The following is a 15,838-nucleotide window of genomic DNA, read 5'->3' as shown; positions in this document are numbered from 1 at the left end:
CTCCTCACGACGAACTCGGGGCTTGCGCTGAGCACATCGCCCGCCGTCGCGCAAGGGTCGTGCGCGCGTCCGCGCGTACTGATCGAGTGGATGCCATGACTGCTACACCCGATCGCACCCCCGACACCGCCGACCAGCCCGATGAGCTCGAGACGGCCGACGCCCCCGAGATCCCCCGCACGACCGACGACGACGACGCCCCCGTCGACAACCCGTCGGGTGGCTGAACGCACCTCCTCTCGCGGTAGCACGGTATTCGTGCTACCGTGAAGTATTCGTTCTGGGACCAGCTTCATCGACGTCCGCCTCATCGCTGAGATGCCGGGCGCACGGCACCGAGCCGTTATCGATCGCTTCCGTTCCTCTTCCTCTTGCGCTGTTCATGCGCACGCGACCAGCGCCTCGCGCGTCTCGCGGAAAGTTCTCGTGTCACTGCTTCACCCCTCGCCCCTCGCGTGGCGACAGGCCGATCTCGGCGTGTACGTCGCGATGGTCAATACCGACTACGCCGGTTTCGTCGGCGCCGCCCCCTCCGGCTACGAAGCCCAGGGACCCTTCGGCGAAGACCTCGGCATTCACCCGTCCGTCGACGCGGCGCAGTACGCCGTCGACCGCCACCGCTCACGCCTCGCCGTCCCGGCGATGCGTCGTCACCGTCCGCTCCGTGCATATCGGAGCGGCGCCCCCGGCCGCAGTTGCGGCCCGAAAAGAAAAAGGAAGAACACGATGGCCACTGGCACCGTGAAATGGTTCAACTCCGAGAAGGGCTACGGGTTCATCGCACCCGACGACGGCTCGGCCGACCTGTTCGCGCACTTCAGCGCGATCCAGGGCAATGGCTTCAAGGAGCTGCAGGAAGCACAGAAGGTCGAATTCGACGCTGAGCAGGGCCCCAAGGGCATGCAGGCGGCGAACATCCGCCCCCTCTGAGCTCACAGCTCCTCGGTGAAGGCCGGGTACGTCGCCGCGCGACGTCCCGGCCTTCGCTGCGTCCGGGCCGCGGTCGTCCGGCATGTCCGCAACGTGTCCGGTTTCGGTGAGTATGCGGTGAATGCCGACGTATACCGGTGGCCTCATACACCCCGACGTAGTGTGGGGCTCAGCCCGGGCAGTCGCCTCGGTTCCCGACTACGGTCATCACTGCGAGGAGCATCTTCATCGCCTCCACCATCGTCGAGTCCCGTCTCGGCCCCGTTCGTCAGACCTACTCCGGCACCACCGAATTCCCCCCGATCGCGAAGGCCTACACGGAGCTGTCCCAGGTCGTTCGCGAAAGTGGACTCCTCGTCCGCACCCGCATCTTCTACGCCCTCGTCGGCACCGCCATCGTCCTCGGCTTCGGCGGCGCCATCACGGGCTTCGTTCTCCTCGGCGACAGCTGGTTCCAGCTCTTGATCGCCGCCGCGTTCGGCATCCTGTTCACGCAGGTCGCGTTCCTCGCGCACGAGGCCAACCACCGGCAGATCTTCGCCTCCGGTCGCGCCAACGACCGGCTCGCGCTCTGGATCGGTAACGGCATCGTCGGGATGAGCCAGTCGTGGTGGGCGACCAAGCACACCCGCCACCACGCCAACCCCAACCGCGTCGGCAAAGACCCCGACATCGAGATCGACACGATCTCGTTCCTCGACGAGGATGCCGCCACCGCCCGCGGTCTCCGCCGCTGGATCACCCAGCGTCAGGGCTGGCTGTTCTTCCCGCTGCTGACGCTCGAGGGCCTGAACCTCCACGCTCTGGCCATCCGTCACCTGCTCTCGCGCGGCGAGGTCAAGGGACGCTGGACCGAACTCGCGCTCATCGCCCTGCGCTTCGCGGTGTTCGTGGCCCCGGTGTTCATCTTCCTCCCCGTGGGAATGGCGTTCGCGTTCCTCGGCGTGCAGCTCGCCGTGTTCGGCGTCTACATGGGTGCCTCGTTCGCCCCGAACCACAAGGGCATGGCGGTCATCGCCCCCGGGGCGAAGCTCGACTTCTTCAGCAAGCAGGTGCGCACCTCCCGCAACATCTCGGGTGGATGGTGGGCCACGTGGCTCATGGGAGGCCTGAACTACCAGATCGAGCACCACCTGTTCCCGAACATGCCCCGGCCGCACCTCAGCCGCGCGCGGGCGATCGTCCGCGAGCACTGCGAGACCCTCAACGTGCCCTATGTCGAGACGACTCTTCTGCAGTCCTATGGCATCGTCATCGCCTACTTGAACCGCGTGGGCCTCGCCGCCCGCGATCCGTTCGAGTGCCCGATGACCTCGGCGGCACGCCGCATCTGACACGCGCCCCATACGACAGCGCCGCCTCCGGATCCCGGGGGCGGCGCTGCGGCGTTCCGGGCCCGCTCACCCGCGCGCGTCGAGGTGCGGTGTGGGGCACTCTCCCCCGGCATCCGTCGCCCTCTCGAAATGCCAGCGCTCGTTGGCGTAGGTCTGGCACAGTCCCCACTGGCGGCCGTGCTCCATGAGCCAGAGTTGCGCGTCGAGCGAGCCGATGTCGACCGCGTGTCCGGTGACATGGCTCGAGCCCTCCGGGGTGGCCACGTACTCGCGGGCGATCTCCTCACTGCCGTAGGTGCGGATCGCGTCGTCGAGCAGCCAGCGCTGGTAGTCGGCGCTGCGCCATCCGCTCGTGACGTCGAACGTGATTCCGTCACGCGCAGCCGCCTCTTGCGCGGAGCGGAGGGCGTCATGCAGGGCGGGGTCGAGCTGCTGCATCGCGGGGTGGGTGTCGTTGTCGACCGTGAGCGGACCGGCGGCGTCGATCATGCCGTCGTCCTCGGTCGGGGTGAACACCACCCCCGCCAGCACACGCGCGGTGAACGACGAGGCGGTCGCGGATGCCAGAAGCATGATGACCGAGATGAGGATCAGGATCAGCCCGCCGGCTATCGCCAGCAGAACCAGCCGATGACGGAGGGGGCGAACGCGAGCGGTGAACGGGGATGCCATGACCCCAGTCGAACGCCCGCCCCGTTGCCGGGGCGTAAGCCCGCGGGGATACGCCGACGATACGCGCCGGTCAACGGTCAGCGTTTCGGGTCGCGAGGTACCTCGTGCAGACGCGCATCGTGGAGCCCGCCGTCGGCGAGTGTGGCGGTCATGAGTGTGCACGCGGGCTGGCGACGTCGATCGGTCGGCGATCCCGGGTTCAGCAGGCGCAGACCCCGCGGCGTCACCGAGTCCCACGGGATGTGGCTGTGCCCGAACACGAGCAGATCGGTGTCGGGGAAGGCGGCATCCATTCGCTTTTCACGACCCGTGGCCGCGCCGGTCTCGTGCACGACCGCGACCCGCACCCCCTCGATCTCGGCACGGGCCACCTCCGGGAGCCGGGAGCGGAGGTCGTCGCCGTCGTTGTTGCCCCAGACGCCGAGCACTGGCCCCAGAGCACGGAGCTCGTCGAGCACCCCCGCCTCGACCCAGTCGCCCGCGTGCACGATGAGGTCGACCTCGGATGCCGCGCGGCGCACCGCCTCGGGAAGCACGCGCGCGCGTTTCGGGACGTGCGTGTCGGCGACGAGCAGGAGTCGGGTCGGCATCCCTCCACGCTACTTACACCCGCGATACATCGGCCCGCCTACGATGACGGCATGCGCGTGCTGATCGTCGAGGACGAACCCTTCCTCGCCGAGGCGATCCGCGACGGCTTGCGCCTCGACGCCATCGCCGCCGACATCGCCGGAAACGGCGACACCGCGCTCGAGCTTCTCGGCTACACCGCCTACGACGTGGTGATCCTCGACCGCGATATCCCCGGCCCGAACGGCGACGAGATCGCCCGGGAACTGTCGACGCGGCCCGCGGCACCGCGCGTGCTGATGCTCACGGCCGCCGACCGGCTCGACGACAAAGCGACAGGCTTCGAGAGCGGTGCCGACGACTATCTCACGAAGCCGTTCGCGCTGCGCGAGCTCGTGCTGCGCCTGCGTGCGCTCGCGCGCCGTCCGACGGCCGGAACCCCGCCCGTGCTCGAGCAATACGGCATCCGACTCGATCCGTTCCGACGCGAGGTGTATCGCGACGGCCGGTACGTCCCGCTCACCCGCAAGCAGTTCGCGGTCCTGGAAGTGCTGATGAACGCCGGAGGGGGCGTGGTCAGCGCCGAGGCCCTTCTGGAGCGGGCGTGGGATGAGAACGCCGATCCCTTCACCAACGCGGTGCGGATCACGATTTCGACGCTGCGTAAGCGCCTCGGCGAGCCGTGGCTCATCCAGACGGTGGCGGGCGTCGGCTACCGGATGGGCCCCGCGGATGCCTGAGCGAGCGCCCGGCCCGTCCGTTCGCCTCAAGCTCACCCTGAGCTACGCCGTGTTCGTGGTCCTCGTGGGCATCGCGGTGTTCGCGCTGGGGTTCCTCGTGCTGCGCTTCGTTCCCGAGGGCAACCTGTCCTCGGACAGCGGGGAGTTCACGCCGGCCCGCCGAGATCTCCTCGAGGCGTTCGTGCGCTACGCGTGGTTCACCATCGGCGGTCTGGCGGTCGTCGGCCTCGGCGGCGGATGGATCGTCGCGGGCCTCATGCTGGGCCCGCTCACCCGGATCACCGACGCCGCGCGGGCCGTCCGCGACGGCGACCTGTCTCGCCGCGTCGAACTCGCGGGGCGCCGTGACGAGCTCACCGATCTGGCCGACACCTTCGACGCCATGCTCGCCCGCGTGAGCGAGACGATCGACGAGCAGGAGCGCTTCGCCGCGAACGCGTCGCACGAGTTGCGCACGCCCCTGGCGACGATGCGAACGCTGCTCGAGGTGGCGCGCGCCGCCCCGGACGCCGTCGACCTCCCCGTTCTCGCGCACCGCCTCGAGGTCACGAACGAGCGGGCCATCCGCCTGACGGAGGCACTGCTGGTGCTCGCGCGCGTGTCGAGGGGCGGGGCACTCGCGCGAGAAGCGATCGACATCGGCGCGCTGGTGGGATCCGTCGTCGCCGAGGCCCGCCCCGACGCCGACGCGGCGGGGGTCGGCCTCACGATCACGGGGTCTACCGGCGTCGCCGAGGTCGACCCGATGCTCGCGCGCCAGGCGGTGACGAACCTCGTCCGCAACGCCGTCGCGCACAACACCGCCAGCGGATGGGTGAAGGTTGCGGTCACCGAGGATCGCAACGCGGTGATCGTGGACGTCGTCAACACCGGGCCGGTGCTCTCCCGAGAGCTGGTGGCGACCCTGCCAGAGCCCTTCGTGCGCGGGGCCGGACGTACGCGCGGCTCCGCCGACGGCACGGGGCTGGGGCTCGCGATCGTCGCCTCCATCGCGCGCGCGCATCACGGCCACCTCGAGCTGTGGCCGCGCGAGGGCGGCGGCCTGCACGCGCGCCTGCGGTTGCCGCGCTGAGCGCCCCCTCGATCGGGGACACCGCGCTCGGTCACCGTCGCGCGATGGTCCGGAGCACGACGACGAGGATCGTTCCGACGAGGGCGCCGACGGTGTTGGCCAGGACGTCGCCCGGATCGGGGACACGCCCCGGGATCACCGCTTGCGCGCTCTCCACGATCACCGACACCACGGCCCCGATCACCACGGATGCCGGCGACCACCGCAGCGGCAGCAGCAGCGCCAGCGCCATCCCGAGGGGCACGTAGAAGGCGATGTTGAGCGCGAGATCAGGGCCACCGCTGAGCAGCACCTCGGTCCATCTCGCGGGAAGGTGCGCGAGGGCGTCGAGGAGCAGCGTGCGCGCGGGCCACGCGATCGTGCGGGGTGCCAGGGTCAGCGCCGCGATGCCGGCGAGTACGCCGGTCGCGACGAGGACGCGTGGGGTGGTGAGGATGCGGGCGGGACGGTCGGACACGGGGCCTCCAGCGGTCGAGAAAGTCCAGCTGACCGGATCCGGTGTTGCGGGCTCGTCTGCGCCGACGCATACGCTCGCGATACCGCCGGGTCCGGGTGCGAGGATGGAGAAGTGCCGACCCCCCGCCGCTCCCCCGCCTTCGCGCTCATCGTCGACGTCATGCTCGTCGTCGTCTTTGCGGGGATCGGCCGGGCCACGCACGACGGCGATGTCCTCGGGCCAGCCGGCGTCGGACTGGCCACCACGGCGTGGCCGTTTCTGGCGGCGCTGCTGCTCGGCTGGACCGTCAGCCTCGGGTGGCGCCGCCCCCTCGCGCCGCTGCGCACGGGCCTCCCGGTCTGGGCGGTCACGATCGTGGCGGGCATGGCGCTACGCGCGCTGAGCGGTCAGGGGATCGCGGTCGCCTTCGTCGTCGTCGCCGCGGTCACGCTGCTGCTGTTCCTCGTGGGATGGCGTGCGCTCGTCGCGCTCGTGAGGCGGGTGCGGCTCGATCGATCGCTGGTAGCGTGACCGTCAGGTCGACGGGAGGAGGTGCGCAATGGTCGCGTCTGTCCTCACCGCGCTGAATCTCCTCCTCGTCGCGGCCGAGATCTCTCTCGTCCCCGACGGTGGCTCCTCTCCCGCTCCCCTCCTGGCCCTCGCGCTGGCTGCGGCGGTCGTGCTGACGGCGGCGATCGCGGTCATCGTGTTCCGCCTCGCGGCCAGCCCGCCGCCGACGCGGGCGACGCGCCCCATCGATCCCTCCGTTCCGCTCACGCAGAGCGATCCCGACGCCGACGGGCACCCCCGCCCGCGAGCTCCCGGACACGCGGCCCTGGCCGCGTAACCCGCCCCTGCGCCGTTCCGGTGCGGTCCTGGCATCCCTTCGCGGCCGATCACGCCCTGATCGCTCCCCACGAACGGACACTGCCTTGGACCCCTTCGCCCTGCCGCCGCTGGCGGCCCTGCTCGACCTCACCACCGGGGGCCTGCTGGCCCTCACCGCCCTCCTCTCCCCCGTGGCCGGCAGCGCGGCCGCGGCTCTCGCCGTCGTCATCGTGACCCTTGTCGTCCGTGCCGTCCTCCTCCCCGTCGGCGTAGCGCAGGCGCGCGCGGAACGCGACCGCGCACGTCTGGCCCCGCGCGTGCGTCTCCTCCGCGAACGGTGGGCGAAGAACCCCGAACGCCTGCAGCGCGAGACGATGCAGCTCTACCGCGACGCCGGCGTCTCCCCCGTCGCGGGATGCCTGCCCTTGCTCGCGCAGGCCCCGGTCGTGGGCCTGCTGTATGCCGTGTTCGTCCACCCGACGATCGGCGGGCACGCCAACGCTCTGCTCGCCGAAGAGCTGGTCGGAGTGCCGCTCGGTGCGAGCCTGCTCACGGCCGTCACCGGCGGGACGGCGGATGCCATGACTCTGGCGCTCGTGGGTGTGGTGGTGGCCGTGACCGCCGGGGTCGGGGAGTTGACCCGGCGTTTCCTTCGCCCGACGTTCGACCCGACCACGCCCGCCTGGGCCGCACGGTTGACGGCGATTCTGCCGTTCACGACCGCGGTGATCGCGCTCTTCGTCCCGCTTGCCGCTGGCCTCTACCTCGCCGTCACCACGGCCTGGACGTTCGCCCAGCGGTGGGTGCTGCGGCGGGTCTATCCGATGCCCGCGTGATCCCACCGTCGGGCGTGCACGGCGTTCAGCGCCGCCATCGCGAGCACGAGCAGGGCCGCACCCGCCGGGAAGAGCATCGCCGTCTCGACCGACGCGCGCTCGGCGACGGCACCGGTGACTGCCGACGACAGCGCCTGCGCGAGGGTGAGCGCCGAGGCGAGAAGTGTCATCGTCGTGGCCGTGCGCCCCGCGGGCGCGCGGTGGCCGGCGAGGCTGAACAGCGTCACGAGCGAGGGCCCGACACCGATGCCCATGAGGCAGAGCACGACCGTGACGGTGACCACGGATCCGCCGACCGAGTAGGCACCCGCCGAGGAGAACAGGAGGATCGCGAAGATCACGAGGCGCCACCGCAGCGAGAACCGGGCGGGGAGCACCGCAACCGCGAGGGCGAGGACGGCCGAGCCGACCCCCATGACCCCGTACAGCAGCGCTCCGGCCTCGGGAGCGCCGCGGGCCTCCATGAACGCCGTCAACGACGTCAGAGTCGAGCCGAAGAACGCGCCCACCCCGAACACCGCGACGACGAGCATGAGCATGCGCGGACGCAGCAGCTCGCGGGCCGGCGCCATCGCGGTGCGCTCGGAACCGACCGGGACCGCGCGACCGGTGGGGTGCAGGGCGAACGCCGTGACGAAGACGAAGCTCAGCACGGCGGCCGCGGCGATCGGCGCCCACGGTGCGACGACGGCCGCGAGGACCCCGACGACGAACGGCCCGATGACGAACGCCGTCTCATCCGCGGCCGATTCGTACGCCATGGCCCGCGAGAACGTCCGTTCGCGCCGGTCGGCGGCGATCCGTGACCCGATGAGCGCCATGACGCGGCTGCGCGACATCGCTGCGGTCTGCGGTCCGGTGAGCCCGATCGCCGTGGCCGCGGCCAGGAGTAGCCCGTCGGGCGCGGGAGACGACACCACGACCGGGAACAGGGCGAGCAGGATGCCGTTGGCGATCCCCGACGGGACGAGCACGCGCGTCTGCCCGAACCGGTCGGCGAGGTCGCCGAGCACGGGCCCGGCGACGACCACGCCGATGCCGACCGCAGCCGAGGTCAGTCCGCCGAGGGCGACGGAGCCGCGGACGGCGACGACGAGCGCCAGCACCCCCACGGTCATCATCGCGAAGGGCAGGCGGGCCACGAAGGCGACCGGGAAATACCAGAACCCCGTGTGGTGCAGGAGCGAACGATGCTCGAGGGTCGGGGGACGGTGGGGCGTGGTCATGCGGATCTCCGGGGCGTGGGGCGGTGCCGCCTTGCCGGTCCGGTAGGTAGATGCACGAGGTGCGGCGGGCGAACCCGCACCCCCATTCTACAGCGCCGCGCTCTGGTGGGACCTAGGAGACCAGGGCCGCGACCGCCGCGATGGCCGACGCGAGCGCCAGGACGAGGGCGATCGCGATCAGAACGGTGTGGACGATGAGGAACGGCGTCGGTGCGCCCTCGGCGGTCCGCGCGCGGGGATCCTTCGCGATCCGCGGGTAGAACCGCGGCCACACGACCGCGTTGAACACGGCGTTGAGGAACAGGAGGACGATCAGGAGGGGCTCCACCCTGCAAGCGTACGCGCGGCACCCCCGGTCACGACGCGCACACGATGCACCGGCGGGCGGTGGGCCGGGCCTCGAGCCGCGCGTCACCGATCGGCCGCCCGCACACTTCGCAGATCCCGTAGACACCGGACGCCACCCGCTCCCGAGCCGCGAGGATCTCCCCGCGTTCCGCGCGGGCGGCGCGCTCCAGCGCGTCGACCTGCGCCCACTCCCCCGACAGCGTCGATCCTTCCGGGTCGTGCTCATCGTCGGCGGTGGCATCGGCTCGGTCGTGGCGCAGGCTCTCGGCGTCGGAACCGAGTCGCTTCAGGCGCCGGTCGACCGAGCGTTCGAGTTCGTCGAGCAGAGCGCTCGCCCGCGTGGCATCCATGCGCCCGACGGTACCCGCGCCCACCGACATCGGGGCCGGGCTGGATCGAGATCGCCCCGCGCGCGAGGATCACGGCATGGCTGATCTCTCGAAGCACTGGAGCCCCCTCGCGGTGGCGTTCGTCGCCCTCGCCGTCGCCGGCCTCGTCGGCACAGGCATCTTCAACGCGCTGGCGATCGTGCAGATGACCGATTTCCTCGGCGATCTCGTCTCGAGCGGGCCGGCGGTGTCATCGATCACCGTCGACCTGCTCGTGGTGGCCGTCGCCGGGAGCATCTTCATCCTGGTCGAGGGGCGGCGCCTGGGCATGCGCGGCGCGTGGGTCTACGTCGCCCTCTCGGCGGTGACCGCCTTCGCCTTCACGTTCCCGCTCTTCCTGGCGATGCGCCAGCGGCGGATGACGGCCCGGGCCCGCGCCGACGCGTGAGCCCGGGCCGCGGTGTCAGCGGTTCAGGCCCGCGCGCAGCCCCTCGATGAGCGGCGTGGTGGGGCGACCGATGACGCGGGAGAGGGTCCCGTCCGTCTGCGACAGCGCACCCCGGGCGATCGCGTCGTCGATGCCGGCCACGAACGCCGCGGTGCCGGCATCCAGCCCGGCCTGCTGCAGACCCGCCGTCAGATCCGCGATCGAAACCTCCTGGTAGGCCACGTCGCGGCCGAGCACCTCGCCCGCGGCGGCGGCGAGCTCGTGGTACGTCCAGGCGACATCCCCACCGAGTTCGAGGGTCTGTCCGCGGAACTCGTCGGTGGTGAGCGCCACCGCGGCGGCCTCGGCGTAGTCCCGGCGGCTCGCGCTGGCAACGCGGGCGTCACCGACGGCGGCCACGATCACGCCGGTCTCGACGGCGCGCGAGACCGCGTCGAGGTAGTTCTCGGTGTACCAGTTGTTGCGCAGGATCGTGGCATCCACCCCCGCCTCGGCGATCGCACGCTCGGTGGCGAGGTGATCGGCGCCGAGGGCGTAGTCGATCTCATCGACGCGCGGGGCGCTGGTGTAGACCAGGCGCTCGATCCCCGCCTGTTGTGCGGCCGCGATGACGTTGCGGTGTCCGGTGACGCGATCGGCATCGGTGCCCGAGATCAGCAGCACGCGCGTCACTCCCTCGAGGGCGGGGGCGAGGGTTTCGGGGCGGGAGTAGTCGAGTTCGACCACCCGGATGCCGCGGGCGGCGAGGTCGTCGGCCTTCGCGGGCGTGCGAACGCCCGCGACGATGTCGGATGCCGCGACCCCGCGATTCTGCAGGGCATCGATGGCGAGGCGGCCGAGGTGTCCGGTGGCGGCGGTGACGAGGAGGGTCATGGGGGTGTCCTTTCGGTCGGTACGCCCGACCCAACGCGCTGCGGTGAGACACATTCCGGAATGTCGGTACCCACTTTTCGGTTAGGTACTCACATGACGGTGAGTCTTGCGGATCTGCGGGCAGAACGGCCCGGACTCTTTGCAGACGGGTGTCCCACCCGGACGGTGCTGGATCACATCATGGGCAAGTGGGGAGTGCTCGTGCTGGTCGCGCTCTCCGACGGCACCCAGCGGTGGGGAGAACTGCGTCGCACCATTTCGGGCATCAGCGAGAAGATGCTCGCCAGCACCCTGAAGACGCTCGAGGCCGACGGTCTCGTGCAGCGCACGGCGTACCCCGAGGTCCCGCCCCGGGTCGAGTACGCCCTGACCGACCTCGGCCGCGATCTCATGGAGCGACTCCTCCCGCTCATGGAGTGGGTCGCCGATCATGCCGACGGGATTCAGCAGCGCTCCGCGCGTTAGCCGGTCGCCCTACGCTCGAACTATGCGACTTCCGCGCGAAAGCCTGACCTTCCGGTCTCCGCGACGCGGGCCGTTCCTGCAGGTCGCCAAGTCAGCGGTGGCGATGGTGGCGGCCTGGATCGTCGCGGACCTCCTCGTTCCCGGTCCGCCCCCGATCTTCGCCGCGATCGCGGCGGTGCTCGTGGTGCAGCCGAGCATCAATCAGTCGTTCACCCGCGCTGTCGAGCGCAGCGTCGGCGTCATCGTGGGCGTCGTCATCGCTTCGGCGCTCGGGATCGCGCTCGGCTCCCCCACCTGGGTGATTCTGCTCGCCGCGGGGGTGTCTCTGCTGGTGGCCTGGGCCTTGCGCATGTCACCGGGCGCGAGCAACCAGGTCGCGATCAGCGCCGTCCTGGTGCTGGCGCTCGGCACCGCGACCCCGAACTACGCGGTCGACCGGGTGCTCGAGACGATCATCGGCGCGGCGATCGGCATCGTGATTAACACCGCCCTGGTCCCTCCCGTGCTCGTGCCGCCCGCGCGGGAGAAGGTCGATGTGCTCGGTCGCGAACTCGCCGCGGCGATGGAACGTCTCGCCGACGCCCTCGAGGCTCCGCAGACCCGCGAATCGCTGGAGGGCCTGCTCCTGGAAGCGCGGCTGCTCCGGCCGGTTCGGGATGCCGCGGCCGACGCCATCCGCGATGGAGCAGACTCGCTCTCGCTCAACCCCCGCAGCTCGCGCCACCGCGCCGATCTCGCCGGCATGCAGCAACGTCTCGACCGTTTCACTCCGGTCGTCACGCAGACGGTGGGGATGACCCGAGCGGTGTACGACGGCTACACCTCTACGATCGCGGACGACCCCTCGGTCCGGGCGATCGCCGAACAGCTCCACCGCGCCGCGCACGACGTGCGGCTCAGCTTCGCCCTGGATCCAGCCGTGCCCGAGCCGGTCGCGGAGGAGCCGGCCCTCACCCGACCCCTGGAGATCCGCACGCCGTCCACCGAGCACTGGGTCCTCGTGGGGTCGCTGCTGATGGACCTGCACCGCATCCACGAGTCACTGAGCGAAGAGTCGGCCTGAGCCGAGACGACCCGCGGGGAGACGGCCCCGAGAGCGCGGAGCGCTGGTTGACTGGTGCCATGGGTACCGCGATGTTCCCTCTGGGAGCCGTTCTCTTCCCCCACACGCCGCTCGCGTTGCGCATCTTCGAGGAGCGTTACCTCGTGATGCTCGGGCGGCTGCTCGATGAGACCGATCCGGCCTTCGGTGTCGTGCTCATCGAGCGTGGTGTCGAAACCGGCGGCGGAGACCAGCGCTTCGCTCTGGGAACCATGGCGCGCCTCAGCCACGTCGTCCCCGAGGCGGGCCAGATGTCGATCGTCGCGCGCGGCGAGGAGCGGTTCGAGATCGTCGAGTGGCTCGAGGATTCTCCCTACCCGCGCGCCACTGTTCGGCCCCTCCCCGACCTCGAGTGGACCGAGGCCCTGGCGCCCCTCCTCGACGAGGCGGAGAACATCGTCCGGCGCGTACTCGGGCGGGCCCGCGAGTTCGGGGGCACCCGGTGGGATCCCGACGTCGAGTTGTCGGAGGAGCCGCTCGAACGCGCCTGGCAGGTGGCCGCGATCGCCCCGCTCGGCGAACTCGATCAGATGGAGCTCTTGCGCTCCCCCACCCTCGGAGGGCTCCTGCGCGCCACGATCGACCTGACCCTCGCGGCGGAGCCGCTGCTGGGCGACCCCGTCCCCGACGGCGTGATCGTCGTCATGGACGACCCCGACGCCGACGACGAGGTCTGAGCGCGGCGGGCGCAGATCGATCGCGTCGGCGCGGAGGGCGCCCCGCGGGAGAAACTGTCAGGCGCTCACTCGGTGTCGGCGGCCGATGATCCGCCCGCCACCGCCTCGGCGATGAGTGTCTCGCCGGCGCCGAAGCGCAGGAAGCGTCCGACCGATACCGACTGCACCAGGGTGGCCGCGATCACGGCGGCGACATCGGCGCGGCCGACCTCGCCCTTCCCCTCCGGGGCCGTCGTGATGCGGCCGGTGGGCGGGTCGAGCGTGAGCGTGCCCGGGCCGAGGATCGTCCAGTCCAGGTCGCTCGCGCGAAGATAGTCGTCGGCGGCGAGCTTGGCGTCGGCGTAGGCGAAGAACGGGTCGTCCTTCGGGATGCCGTGATCGGGGGTCGACCCGATCCACGACAGCATGACGAAGCGGCGCACTCCGGCCCGCGCGGCCGCGTCGACGGCTCGCTGGGCCGAGTCACGGTCGACGGCGTAGGTGCGCGCGGCAGAGCCGCCGCCGGCACCGGCCGCCCAGACGATCGCGTCGGCCCCGCCGAAAGCCTCGGCCATCTCCTCGACGTCGGCCTTCTCGACATCGAGCACGAGGGGCTGCCCGCCCGCGCCGACGACGTCGTCGCGGTGGTCGGGATTGCGGACGACAGAGATCGCCTCGTCGCCGCGCTCGGCCAGCAGTCCCGCCAGGTGCAGGGCGACCTTGCCGTGCCCTCCGATGATCACGATGCGTTCCATGTCACTGTCCTCCGACTCTCTCGACCGACATCTTCAGGATCGCGCGGTCCCGATCGGGAATCACGCGGTCACGACCCTACGCGCGACCGCCGACACGCCCCCCGGGGGTTGACGGCTCAGGTCACGTCGCCGTCGACGTAGACCCACCGGCCGCCCCGCCGGACGAACCGGCTGCGCTCGGCCAGGACCCCGCGCTCCCCCGCGCGACGCCACGAGGCACGGAACGCCACGACCGCGGCATCCCCGTCTTCGGCGGCGTGCTCGATGACAAGCCCTTCCCAGACGGTGTCGTCGAGGGTGAGGTCAGCCGGACGCGTCTTCGGATGCCACGACCGCGCGAGGTAACCCGCATCGCGGACCGCGAACGCGGTGTACCTCGACCGCATCAGGCGCTCCGCAGACGGCGCGGCCTCTCCCTCGAGCAGCGGACGGCAGCACCTATCGAAGCGGGCGCCTCCGCACGGGCACGGTGACGCTGCGGAGGGCCGGAGGGAGGGGGCACCGAAGGACACCCCGCCACTCTAGGTTCTCGTCTCCCCCACGACTTCCTGCGAGGGGGCGGCCGGCAAGACGTGGATGCCCTTCGTGCGAGACTGTCGCCGTGACCGACCGCCTGATGCTGCTCGACACCGCGTCGCTGTATTTCCGCGCGGGCGCCGCCGCGGCGGTCTAGCTACTCCATTCCGCCAGGAGTGCGCGCACGGTCGTCTCGTACTGCCTGCGATCGAAGCGCAGCGTGAACGCGGACACCTCGTATTGTCCGACCTGCCCTGTCATGCCGTCCTGATAAGCGACACTGCGCCATTCCACCGTCGTGTCCGTGAAATGCACGTCCGTACTCACGGCGCCGCAATCCAGACTGCCGCACACGGGGCAGAAGAGCACCCCGGCACGGCCGTCGTCGTACTGAACCCATGGATCCATGCCGGACGTGTTCTCCCGGAGAAGCGCGCGAAGACTCTCGATGGCGAAGGGATCGCCGTGAGAGCCTTCCGTCAGGAACGTGTTGTCCTCGCACGCTCGACCGTTCGGAAACGCGAGCCTGTCGCGGAGCAGCAAGCCGTCGATCGTCCAGTCAAGAAACCTCACAGGCGCAAGGGCGACCAGCTCAGTGCGTAAGCGGAAGAACCCCAGCCGTTTCCTGTCCCAGCGCGCGTGCTCCGTCCAGCGCGTACCGAGCATCGCGAGCGGGTCGGCGTCGGAGGACATGCGCCCGAGCCTAGCGATGGCGAATGACCCAGACGACGCCATCGATCGGGGATGGCGTCACTACGCTGAGCACATGGCACCACGGCCCGAGAAGTTGCTTCTGCTCGACACCGCGTCGCTGTATTTCCGCGCCTTCTACGGCGTGCCCGATAAGGTGCACGCCCCCGACGGCACCTCGGTCAACGCCGTCCGCGGTCTGCTCGACATGATCGCCAAGCTCGTCGGCACGTATGAGCCGACGCGGCTGGTGGCCTGCTGGGACGACAACTGGCGCCCCGAATGGCGTGTGGCACTCCTGCCGAGCTACAAGGCCCATCGTGTCGTCGAGGCCGTCGCGGACGCGCCCGATATCGAGGAGGTGCCCGCCGGGCTCACCGCGCAGATTCCTCTCATCCGTGACGTGCTCACGACGCTCGGCATCCCGGTCGTCGGCACCGCCGACCACGAGGCCGACGACATCATCGGCACGCTCGCCGAACGCTCCGACGTTCCGGTCGACATCGTCACCGGCGACCGCGACCTGTTCCAGCTCGTCGACGACGAGCGCGGCATCCGCGTCGTCTATACCGCCCGCGGCATGAGCAATCTCGAGATCGTCGACGACAACGCCGTGCATGCCCGCTACGGCGTACACGCGGCGCAGTACACCGACTTCGCGGTGCTGCGGGGCGACCCCTCGGACGGACTCCCCGGCGTCGCGGGGATCGGAGAGAAGTCGGCGGCGACCCTGCTGGCCGCGTGCGGCGACCTCGATGGCATCCGCTCCGCCGCCGCCGCCGGGACCGCCGGCACCCCGTCGCAACGCGCCAAGATCCTCGCCGCCGACGATTACCTCGACGTCGCGCCCGCGGTCGTGCGCGTCGTACGCACGCTCGACCTCGGCTCCGTCGACGACCGCATTGCCGTCGACGATTCCCGAGCGACCGCAGCGACGGAGCTGGCCGAGAGGTGGAATCTCGGCACGTCCATGACCCGGGCCCTCGCCGCGCTGCGGCACTGACGACGCGGG

At 70.7% G+C, this 15,838-nt stretch carries 23 protein-coding genes; 13 read left to right on the top strand and 10 right to left on the bottom strand.

Annotation, left to right across the window (positions count from 1 at the left end; genetic code table 11):
* The first annotated feature begins 95 nt into the window (after nt 1-95).
* The 3 genes from ACU6WY_RS05935 (at nt 96) to ACU6WY_RS05925 (ending at nt 2,264) form a co-directional block, all read left to right on the top strand.
* Nucleotides 96-227, top strand: a complete 132-nt coding sequence (locus tag ACU6WY_RS05935; RefSeq protein WP_483821528.1) for a hypothetical protein — start codon at nt 96-98, stop codon at nt 225-227.
* 499 nt (nt 228-726) lie between these two features.
* Entirely contained in the window at nt 727-930 is a 204-nt protein-coding gene (locus tag ACU6WY_RS05930; RefSeq protein ID WP_026095524.1) for a cold-shock protein, read from the top strand.
* 239 nt (nt 931-1,169) lie between these two features.
* Nucleotides 1,170-2,264, top strand: coding sequence for a fatty acid desaturase family protein (locus tag ACU6WY_RS05925; RefSeq protein WP_483821863.1), 1,095 nt, complete (start codon nt 1,170-1,172; stop codon nt 2,262-2,264).
* Nucleotides 2,265-2,330: 66 nt separating this feature from the next.
* Here ACU6WY_RS05925 and ACU6WY_RS05920 read toward each other — a convergent pair whose 3' ends face one another.
* Both ACU6WY_RS05920 and ACU6WY_RS05915 read right to left on the bottom strand, forming a co-directional pair.
* Nucleotides 2,331-2,936, bottom strand: coding sequence for a M15 family metallopeptidase (locus ACU6WY_RS05920; protein WP_483821527.1), 606 nt, complete (start codon nt 2,934-2,936; stop codon nt 2,331-2,333).
* A gap of 77 nt (nt 2,937-3,013) precedes the next feature.
* A complete protein-coding gene (locus ACU6WY_RS05915) occupies nt 3,014-3,526 on the bottom strand; it encodes a metallophosphoesterase family protein (protein WP_483821526.1) in 513 nt (170 codons plus the stop codon).
* A 51-nt stretch (nt 3,527-3,577) separates the two neighbouring features.
* Between ACU6WY_RS05915 and ACU6WY_RS05910 the strand changes: the two genes are divergently transcribed.
* Complete coding sequence (locus ACU6WY_RS05910; RefSeq protein WP_483821525.1) at nt 3,578-4,246, top strand: response regulator transcription factor; 669 nt, start codon at nt 3,578-3,580, stop codon at nt 4,244-4,246.
* Nucleotides 4,239-5,318, top strand: coding sequence for a sensor histidine kinase (locus tag ACU6WY_RS05905; RefSeq protein ID WP_483821524.1), 1,080 nt, complete (start codon nt 4,239-4,241; stop codon nt 5,316-5,318). The genes ACU6WY_RS05910 and ACU6WY_RS05905 overlap by 8 nt, the downstream gene beginning before the upstream one ends.
* Nucleotides 5,319-5,349: 31 nt before the next feature.
* On the opposite strand, the gene ACU6WY_RS05900 is transcribed toward ACU6WY_RS05905, so the two are convergent.
* A complete protein-coding gene (locus tag ACU6WY_RS05900) occupies nt 5,350-5,775 on the bottom strand; it encodes a VanZ family protein (RefSeq protein WP_483821523.1) in 426 nt (141 codons plus the stop codon).
* Nucleotides 5,776-5,886: 111 nt separating this feature from the next.
* Between ACU6WY_RS05900 and ACU6WY_RS05895 the strand changes: the two genes are divergently transcribed.
* From ACU6WY_RS05895 to ACU6WY_RS05885, 3 genes are all read left to right on the top strand, one after another.
* A complete protein-coding gene (locus ACU6WY_RS05895; RefSeq protein ID WP_483821522.1) occupies nt 5,887-6,285 on the top strand; it encodes a DUF3054 domain-containing protein in 399 nt (132 codons plus the stop codon).
* 28 nt (nt 6,286-6,313) lie between these two features.
* Entirely contained in the window at nt 6,314-6,601 is a 288-nt protein-coding gene (locus tag ACU6WY_RS05890; RefSeq protein ID WP_483821521.1) for a DUF6412 domain-containing protein, read from the top strand.
* Nucleotides 6,602-6,686: 85 nt separating this feature from the next.
* Nucleotides 6,687-7,418: a YidC/Oxa1 family membrane protein insertase gene (locus ACU6WY_RS05885; RefSeq protein WP_483821520.1), complete on the top strand. Its 732-nt coding sequence runs from the start codon at nt 6,687-6,689 to the stop codon at nt 7,416-7,418.
* On the opposite strand, the gene ACU6WY_RS05880 is transcribed toward ACU6WY_RS05885, so the two are convergent.
* From ACU6WY_RS05880 to ACU6WY_RS05870, 3 genes are all read right to left on the bottom strand, one after another.
* Nucleotides 7,400-8,644: an MFS transporter gene (locus ACU6WY_RS05880; protein ID WP_483821519.1), complete on the bottom strand. Its 1,245-nt coding sequence runs from the start codon at nt 8,642-8,644 to the stop codon at nt 7,400-7,402. The two genes, ACU6WY_RS05885 and ACU6WY_RS05880, sit on opposite strands and share 19 nt — an antisense overlap.
* A 112-nt stretch (nt 8,645-8,756) precedes the next feature.
* On the bottom strand, nt 8,757-8,972 hold the full coding sequence (locus tag ACU6WY_RS05875) for an SCO4848 family membrane protein (RefSeq protein ID WP_483821518.1): 216 nt from the start codon (nt 8,970-8,972) through the stop codon (nt 8,757-8,759).
* Nucleotides 8,973-9,000: 28 nt separating this feature from the next.
* Nucleotides 9,001-9,342: a TraR/DksA family transcriptional regulator gene (locus ACU6WY_RS05870; protein WP_483821517.1), complete on the bottom strand. Its 342-nt coding sequence runs from the start codon at nt 9,340-9,342 to the stop codon at nt 9,001-9,003.
* Nucleotides 9,343-9,418: 76 nt separating this feature from the next.
* Here ACU6WY_RS05870 and ACU6WY_RS05865 point away from each other — a divergent pair, with 76 nt between their 5' ends.
* The gene (locus ACU6WY_RS05865) at nt 9,419-9,769 is read left to right on the top strand and encodes a DUF2834 domain-containing protein (protein ID WP_483821516.1); all 351 of its coding nucleotides are present in this window, start codon (nt 9,419-9,421) and stop codon (nt 9,767-9,769) included.
* A gap of 15 nt (nt 9,770-9,784) precedes the next feature.
* Here ACU6WY_RS05865 and ACU6WY_RS05860 read toward each other — a convergent pair whose 3' ends face one another.
* Complete coding sequence (locus ACU6WY_RS05860; protein WP_483821515.1) at nt 9,785-10,642, bottom strand: SDR family oxidoreductase; 858 nt, start codon at nt 10,640-10,642, stop codon at nt 9,785-9,787.
* A 93-nt stretch (nt 10,643-10,735) separates the two neighbouring features.
* On the opposite strand from ACU6WY_RS05860, the gene ACU6WY_RS05855 reads away from it, so the two are divergent.
* The 3 genes from ACU6WY_RS05855 to ACU6WY_RS05845 are packed head-to-tail and all read left to right on the top strand — an operon-like array spanning nt 10,736 to nt 12,886.
* Nucleotides 10,736-11,107 (top strand): winged helix-turn-helix transcriptional regulator, encoded by a 372-nt coding sequence (locus ACU6WY_RS05855; protein WP_483821514.1) that lies wholly within the window; start codon nt 10,736-10,738, stop codon nt 11,105-11,107.
* A gap of 22 nt (nt 11,108-11,129) precedes the next feature.
* A complete protein-coding gene (locus ACU6WY_RS05850) occupies nt 11,130-12,170 on the top strand; it encodes an FUSC family protein (RefSeq protein WP_483821513.1) in 1,041 nt (346 codons plus the stop codon).
* Nucleotides 12,171-12,229: 59 nt separating this feature from the next.
* Nucleotides 12,230-12,886, top strand: a complete 657-nt coding sequence (locus ACU6WY_RS05845) for an LON peptidase substrate-binding domain-containing protein (protein WP_483821512.1) — start codon at nt 12,230-12,232, stop codon at nt 12,884-12,886.
* Between the two features lie 65 nt (nt 12,887-12,951).
* Here ACU6WY_RS05845 and ACU6WY_RS05840 read toward each other — a convergent pair whose 3' ends face one another.
* The 3 genes from ACU6WY_RS05840 to ACU6WY_RS05830 form a co-directional block, all read right to left on the bottom strand.
* Nucleotides 12,952-13,620, bottom strand: a complete 669-nt coding sequence (locus tag ACU6WY_RS05840; protein ID WP_483821511.1) for an SDR family oxidoreductase — start codon at nt 13,618-13,620, stop codon at nt 12,952-12,954.
* Between the two features lie 116 nt (nt 13,621-13,736).
* Nucleotides 13,737-14,006, bottom strand: a complete 270-nt coding sequence (locus tag ACU6WY_RS05835; protein WP_483821510.1) for a YchJ family protein — start codon at nt 14,004-14,006, stop codon at nt 13,737-13,739.
* Between the two features lie 283 nt (nt 14,007-14,289).
* A complete protein-coding gene (locus tag ACU6WY_RS05830) occupies nt 14,290-14,829 on the bottom strand; it encodes a hypothetical protein (RefSeq protein ID WP_483821509.1) in 540 nt (179 codons plus the stop codon).
* A gap of 73 nt (nt 14,830-14,902) precedes the next feature.
* On the opposite strand from ACU6WY_RS05830, the gene ACU6WY_RS05825 reads away from it, so the two are divergent.
* The gene (locus ACU6WY_RS05825; RefSeq protein ID WP_483821508.1) at nt 14,903-15,829 is read left to right on the top strand and encodes a 5'-3' exonuclease; all 927 of its coding nucleotides are present in this window, start codon (nt 14,903-14,905) and stop codon (nt 15,827-15,829) included.
* Nucleotides 15,830-15,838: the final 9 nt, after the last annotated feature.

The organism is Microbacterium sp. ZW3a, assembly GCF_057167165.1.
This window is presented reverse-complemented; position numbering and strand designations above follow the sequence as displayed.

What these genes read in the sequence shown, in the direction of transcription:
- ACU6WY_RS05935 (WP_483821528.1), top strand. Translation starts at nt 96, where the DNA reads ATGACTGCTACACCCGATCGCACCCCCGACACCGCCGACCAGCCCGAT.
- ACU6WY_RS05930 (WP_026095524.1), top strand. Translation starts at nt 727, where the DNA reads ATGGCCACTGGCACCGTGAAATGGTTCAACTCCGAGAAGGGCTACGGG.
- ACU6WY_RS05920 (WP_483821527.1), bottom strand. Translation starts at nt 2,936, where the DNA reads ATGGCATCCCCGTTCACCGCTCGCGTTCGCCCCCTCCGTCATCGGCTG.
- ACU6WY_RS05915 (WP_483821526.1), bottom strand. Translation starts at nt 3,526, where the DNA reads ATGCCGACCCGACTCCTGCTCGTCGCCGACACGCACGTCCCGAAACGC.
- ACU6WY_RS05910 (WP_483821525.1), top strand. Translation starts at nt 3,578, where the DNA reads ATGCGCGTGCTGATCGTCGAGGACGAACCCTTCCTCGCCGAGGCGATC.
- ACU6WY_RS05905 (WP_483821524.1), top strand. Translation starts at nt 4,239, where the DNA reads ATGCCTGAGCGAGCGCCCGGCCCGTCCGTTCGCCTCAAGCTCACCCTG.
- ACU6WY_RS05890 (WP_483821521.1), top strand. Translation starts at nt 6,314, where the DNA reads ATGGTCGCGTCTGTCCTCACCGCGCTGAATCTCCTCCTCGTCGCGGCC.
- ACU6WY_RS05880 (WP_483821519.1), bottom strand. Translation starts at nt 8,644, where the DNA reads ATGACCACGCCCCACCGTCCCCCGACCCTCGAGCATCGTTCGCTCCTG.
- ACU6WY_RS05870 (WP_483821517.1), bottom strand. Translation starts at nt 9,342, where the DNA reads ATGGATGCCACGCGGGCGAGCGCTCTGCTCGACGAACTCGAACGCTCG.
- ACU6WY_RS05865 (WP_483821516.1), top strand. Translation starts at nt 9,419, where the DNA reads ATGGCTGATCTCTCGAAGCACTGGAGCCCCCTCGCGGTGGCGTTCGTC.
- ACU6WY_RS05860 (WP_483821515.1), bottom strand. Translation starts at nt 10,642, where the DNA reads ATGACCCTCCTCGTCACCGCCGCCACCGGACACCTCGGCCGCCTCGCC.
- ACU6WY_RS05855 (WP_483821514.1), top strand. Translation starts at nt 10,736, where the DNA reads ATGACGGTGAGTCTTGCGGATCTGCGGGCAGAACGGCCCGGACTCTTT.
- ACU6WY_RS05850 (WP_483821513.1), top strand. Translation starts at nt 11,130, where the DNA reads ATGCGACTTCCGCGCGAAAGCCTGACCTTCCGGTCTCCGCGACGCGGG.
- ACU6WY_RS05845 (WP_483821512.1), top strand. Translation starts at nt 12,230, where the DNA reads ATGGGTACCGCGATGTTCCCTCTGGGAGCCGTTCTCTTCCCCCACACG.
- ACU6WY_RS05840 (WP_483821511.1), bottom strand. Translation starts at nt 13,620, where the DNA reads ATGGAACGCATCGTGATCATCGGAGGGCACGGCAAGGTCGCCCTGCAC.
- ACU6WY_RS05835 (WP_483821510.1), bottom strand. Translation starts at nt 14,006, where the DNA reads ATGCGGTCGAGGTACACCGCGTTCGCGGTCCGCGATGCGGGTTACCTC.
- ACU6WY_RS05830 (WP_483821509.1), bottom strand. Translation starts at nt 14,829, where the DNA reads ATGTCCTCCGACGCCGACCCGCTCGCGATGCTCGGTACGCGCTGGACG.
- ACU6WY_RS05825 (WP_483821508.1), top strand. Translation starts at nt 14,903, where the DNA reads ATGGCACCACGGCCCGAGAAGTTGCTTCTGCTCGACACCGCGTCGCTG.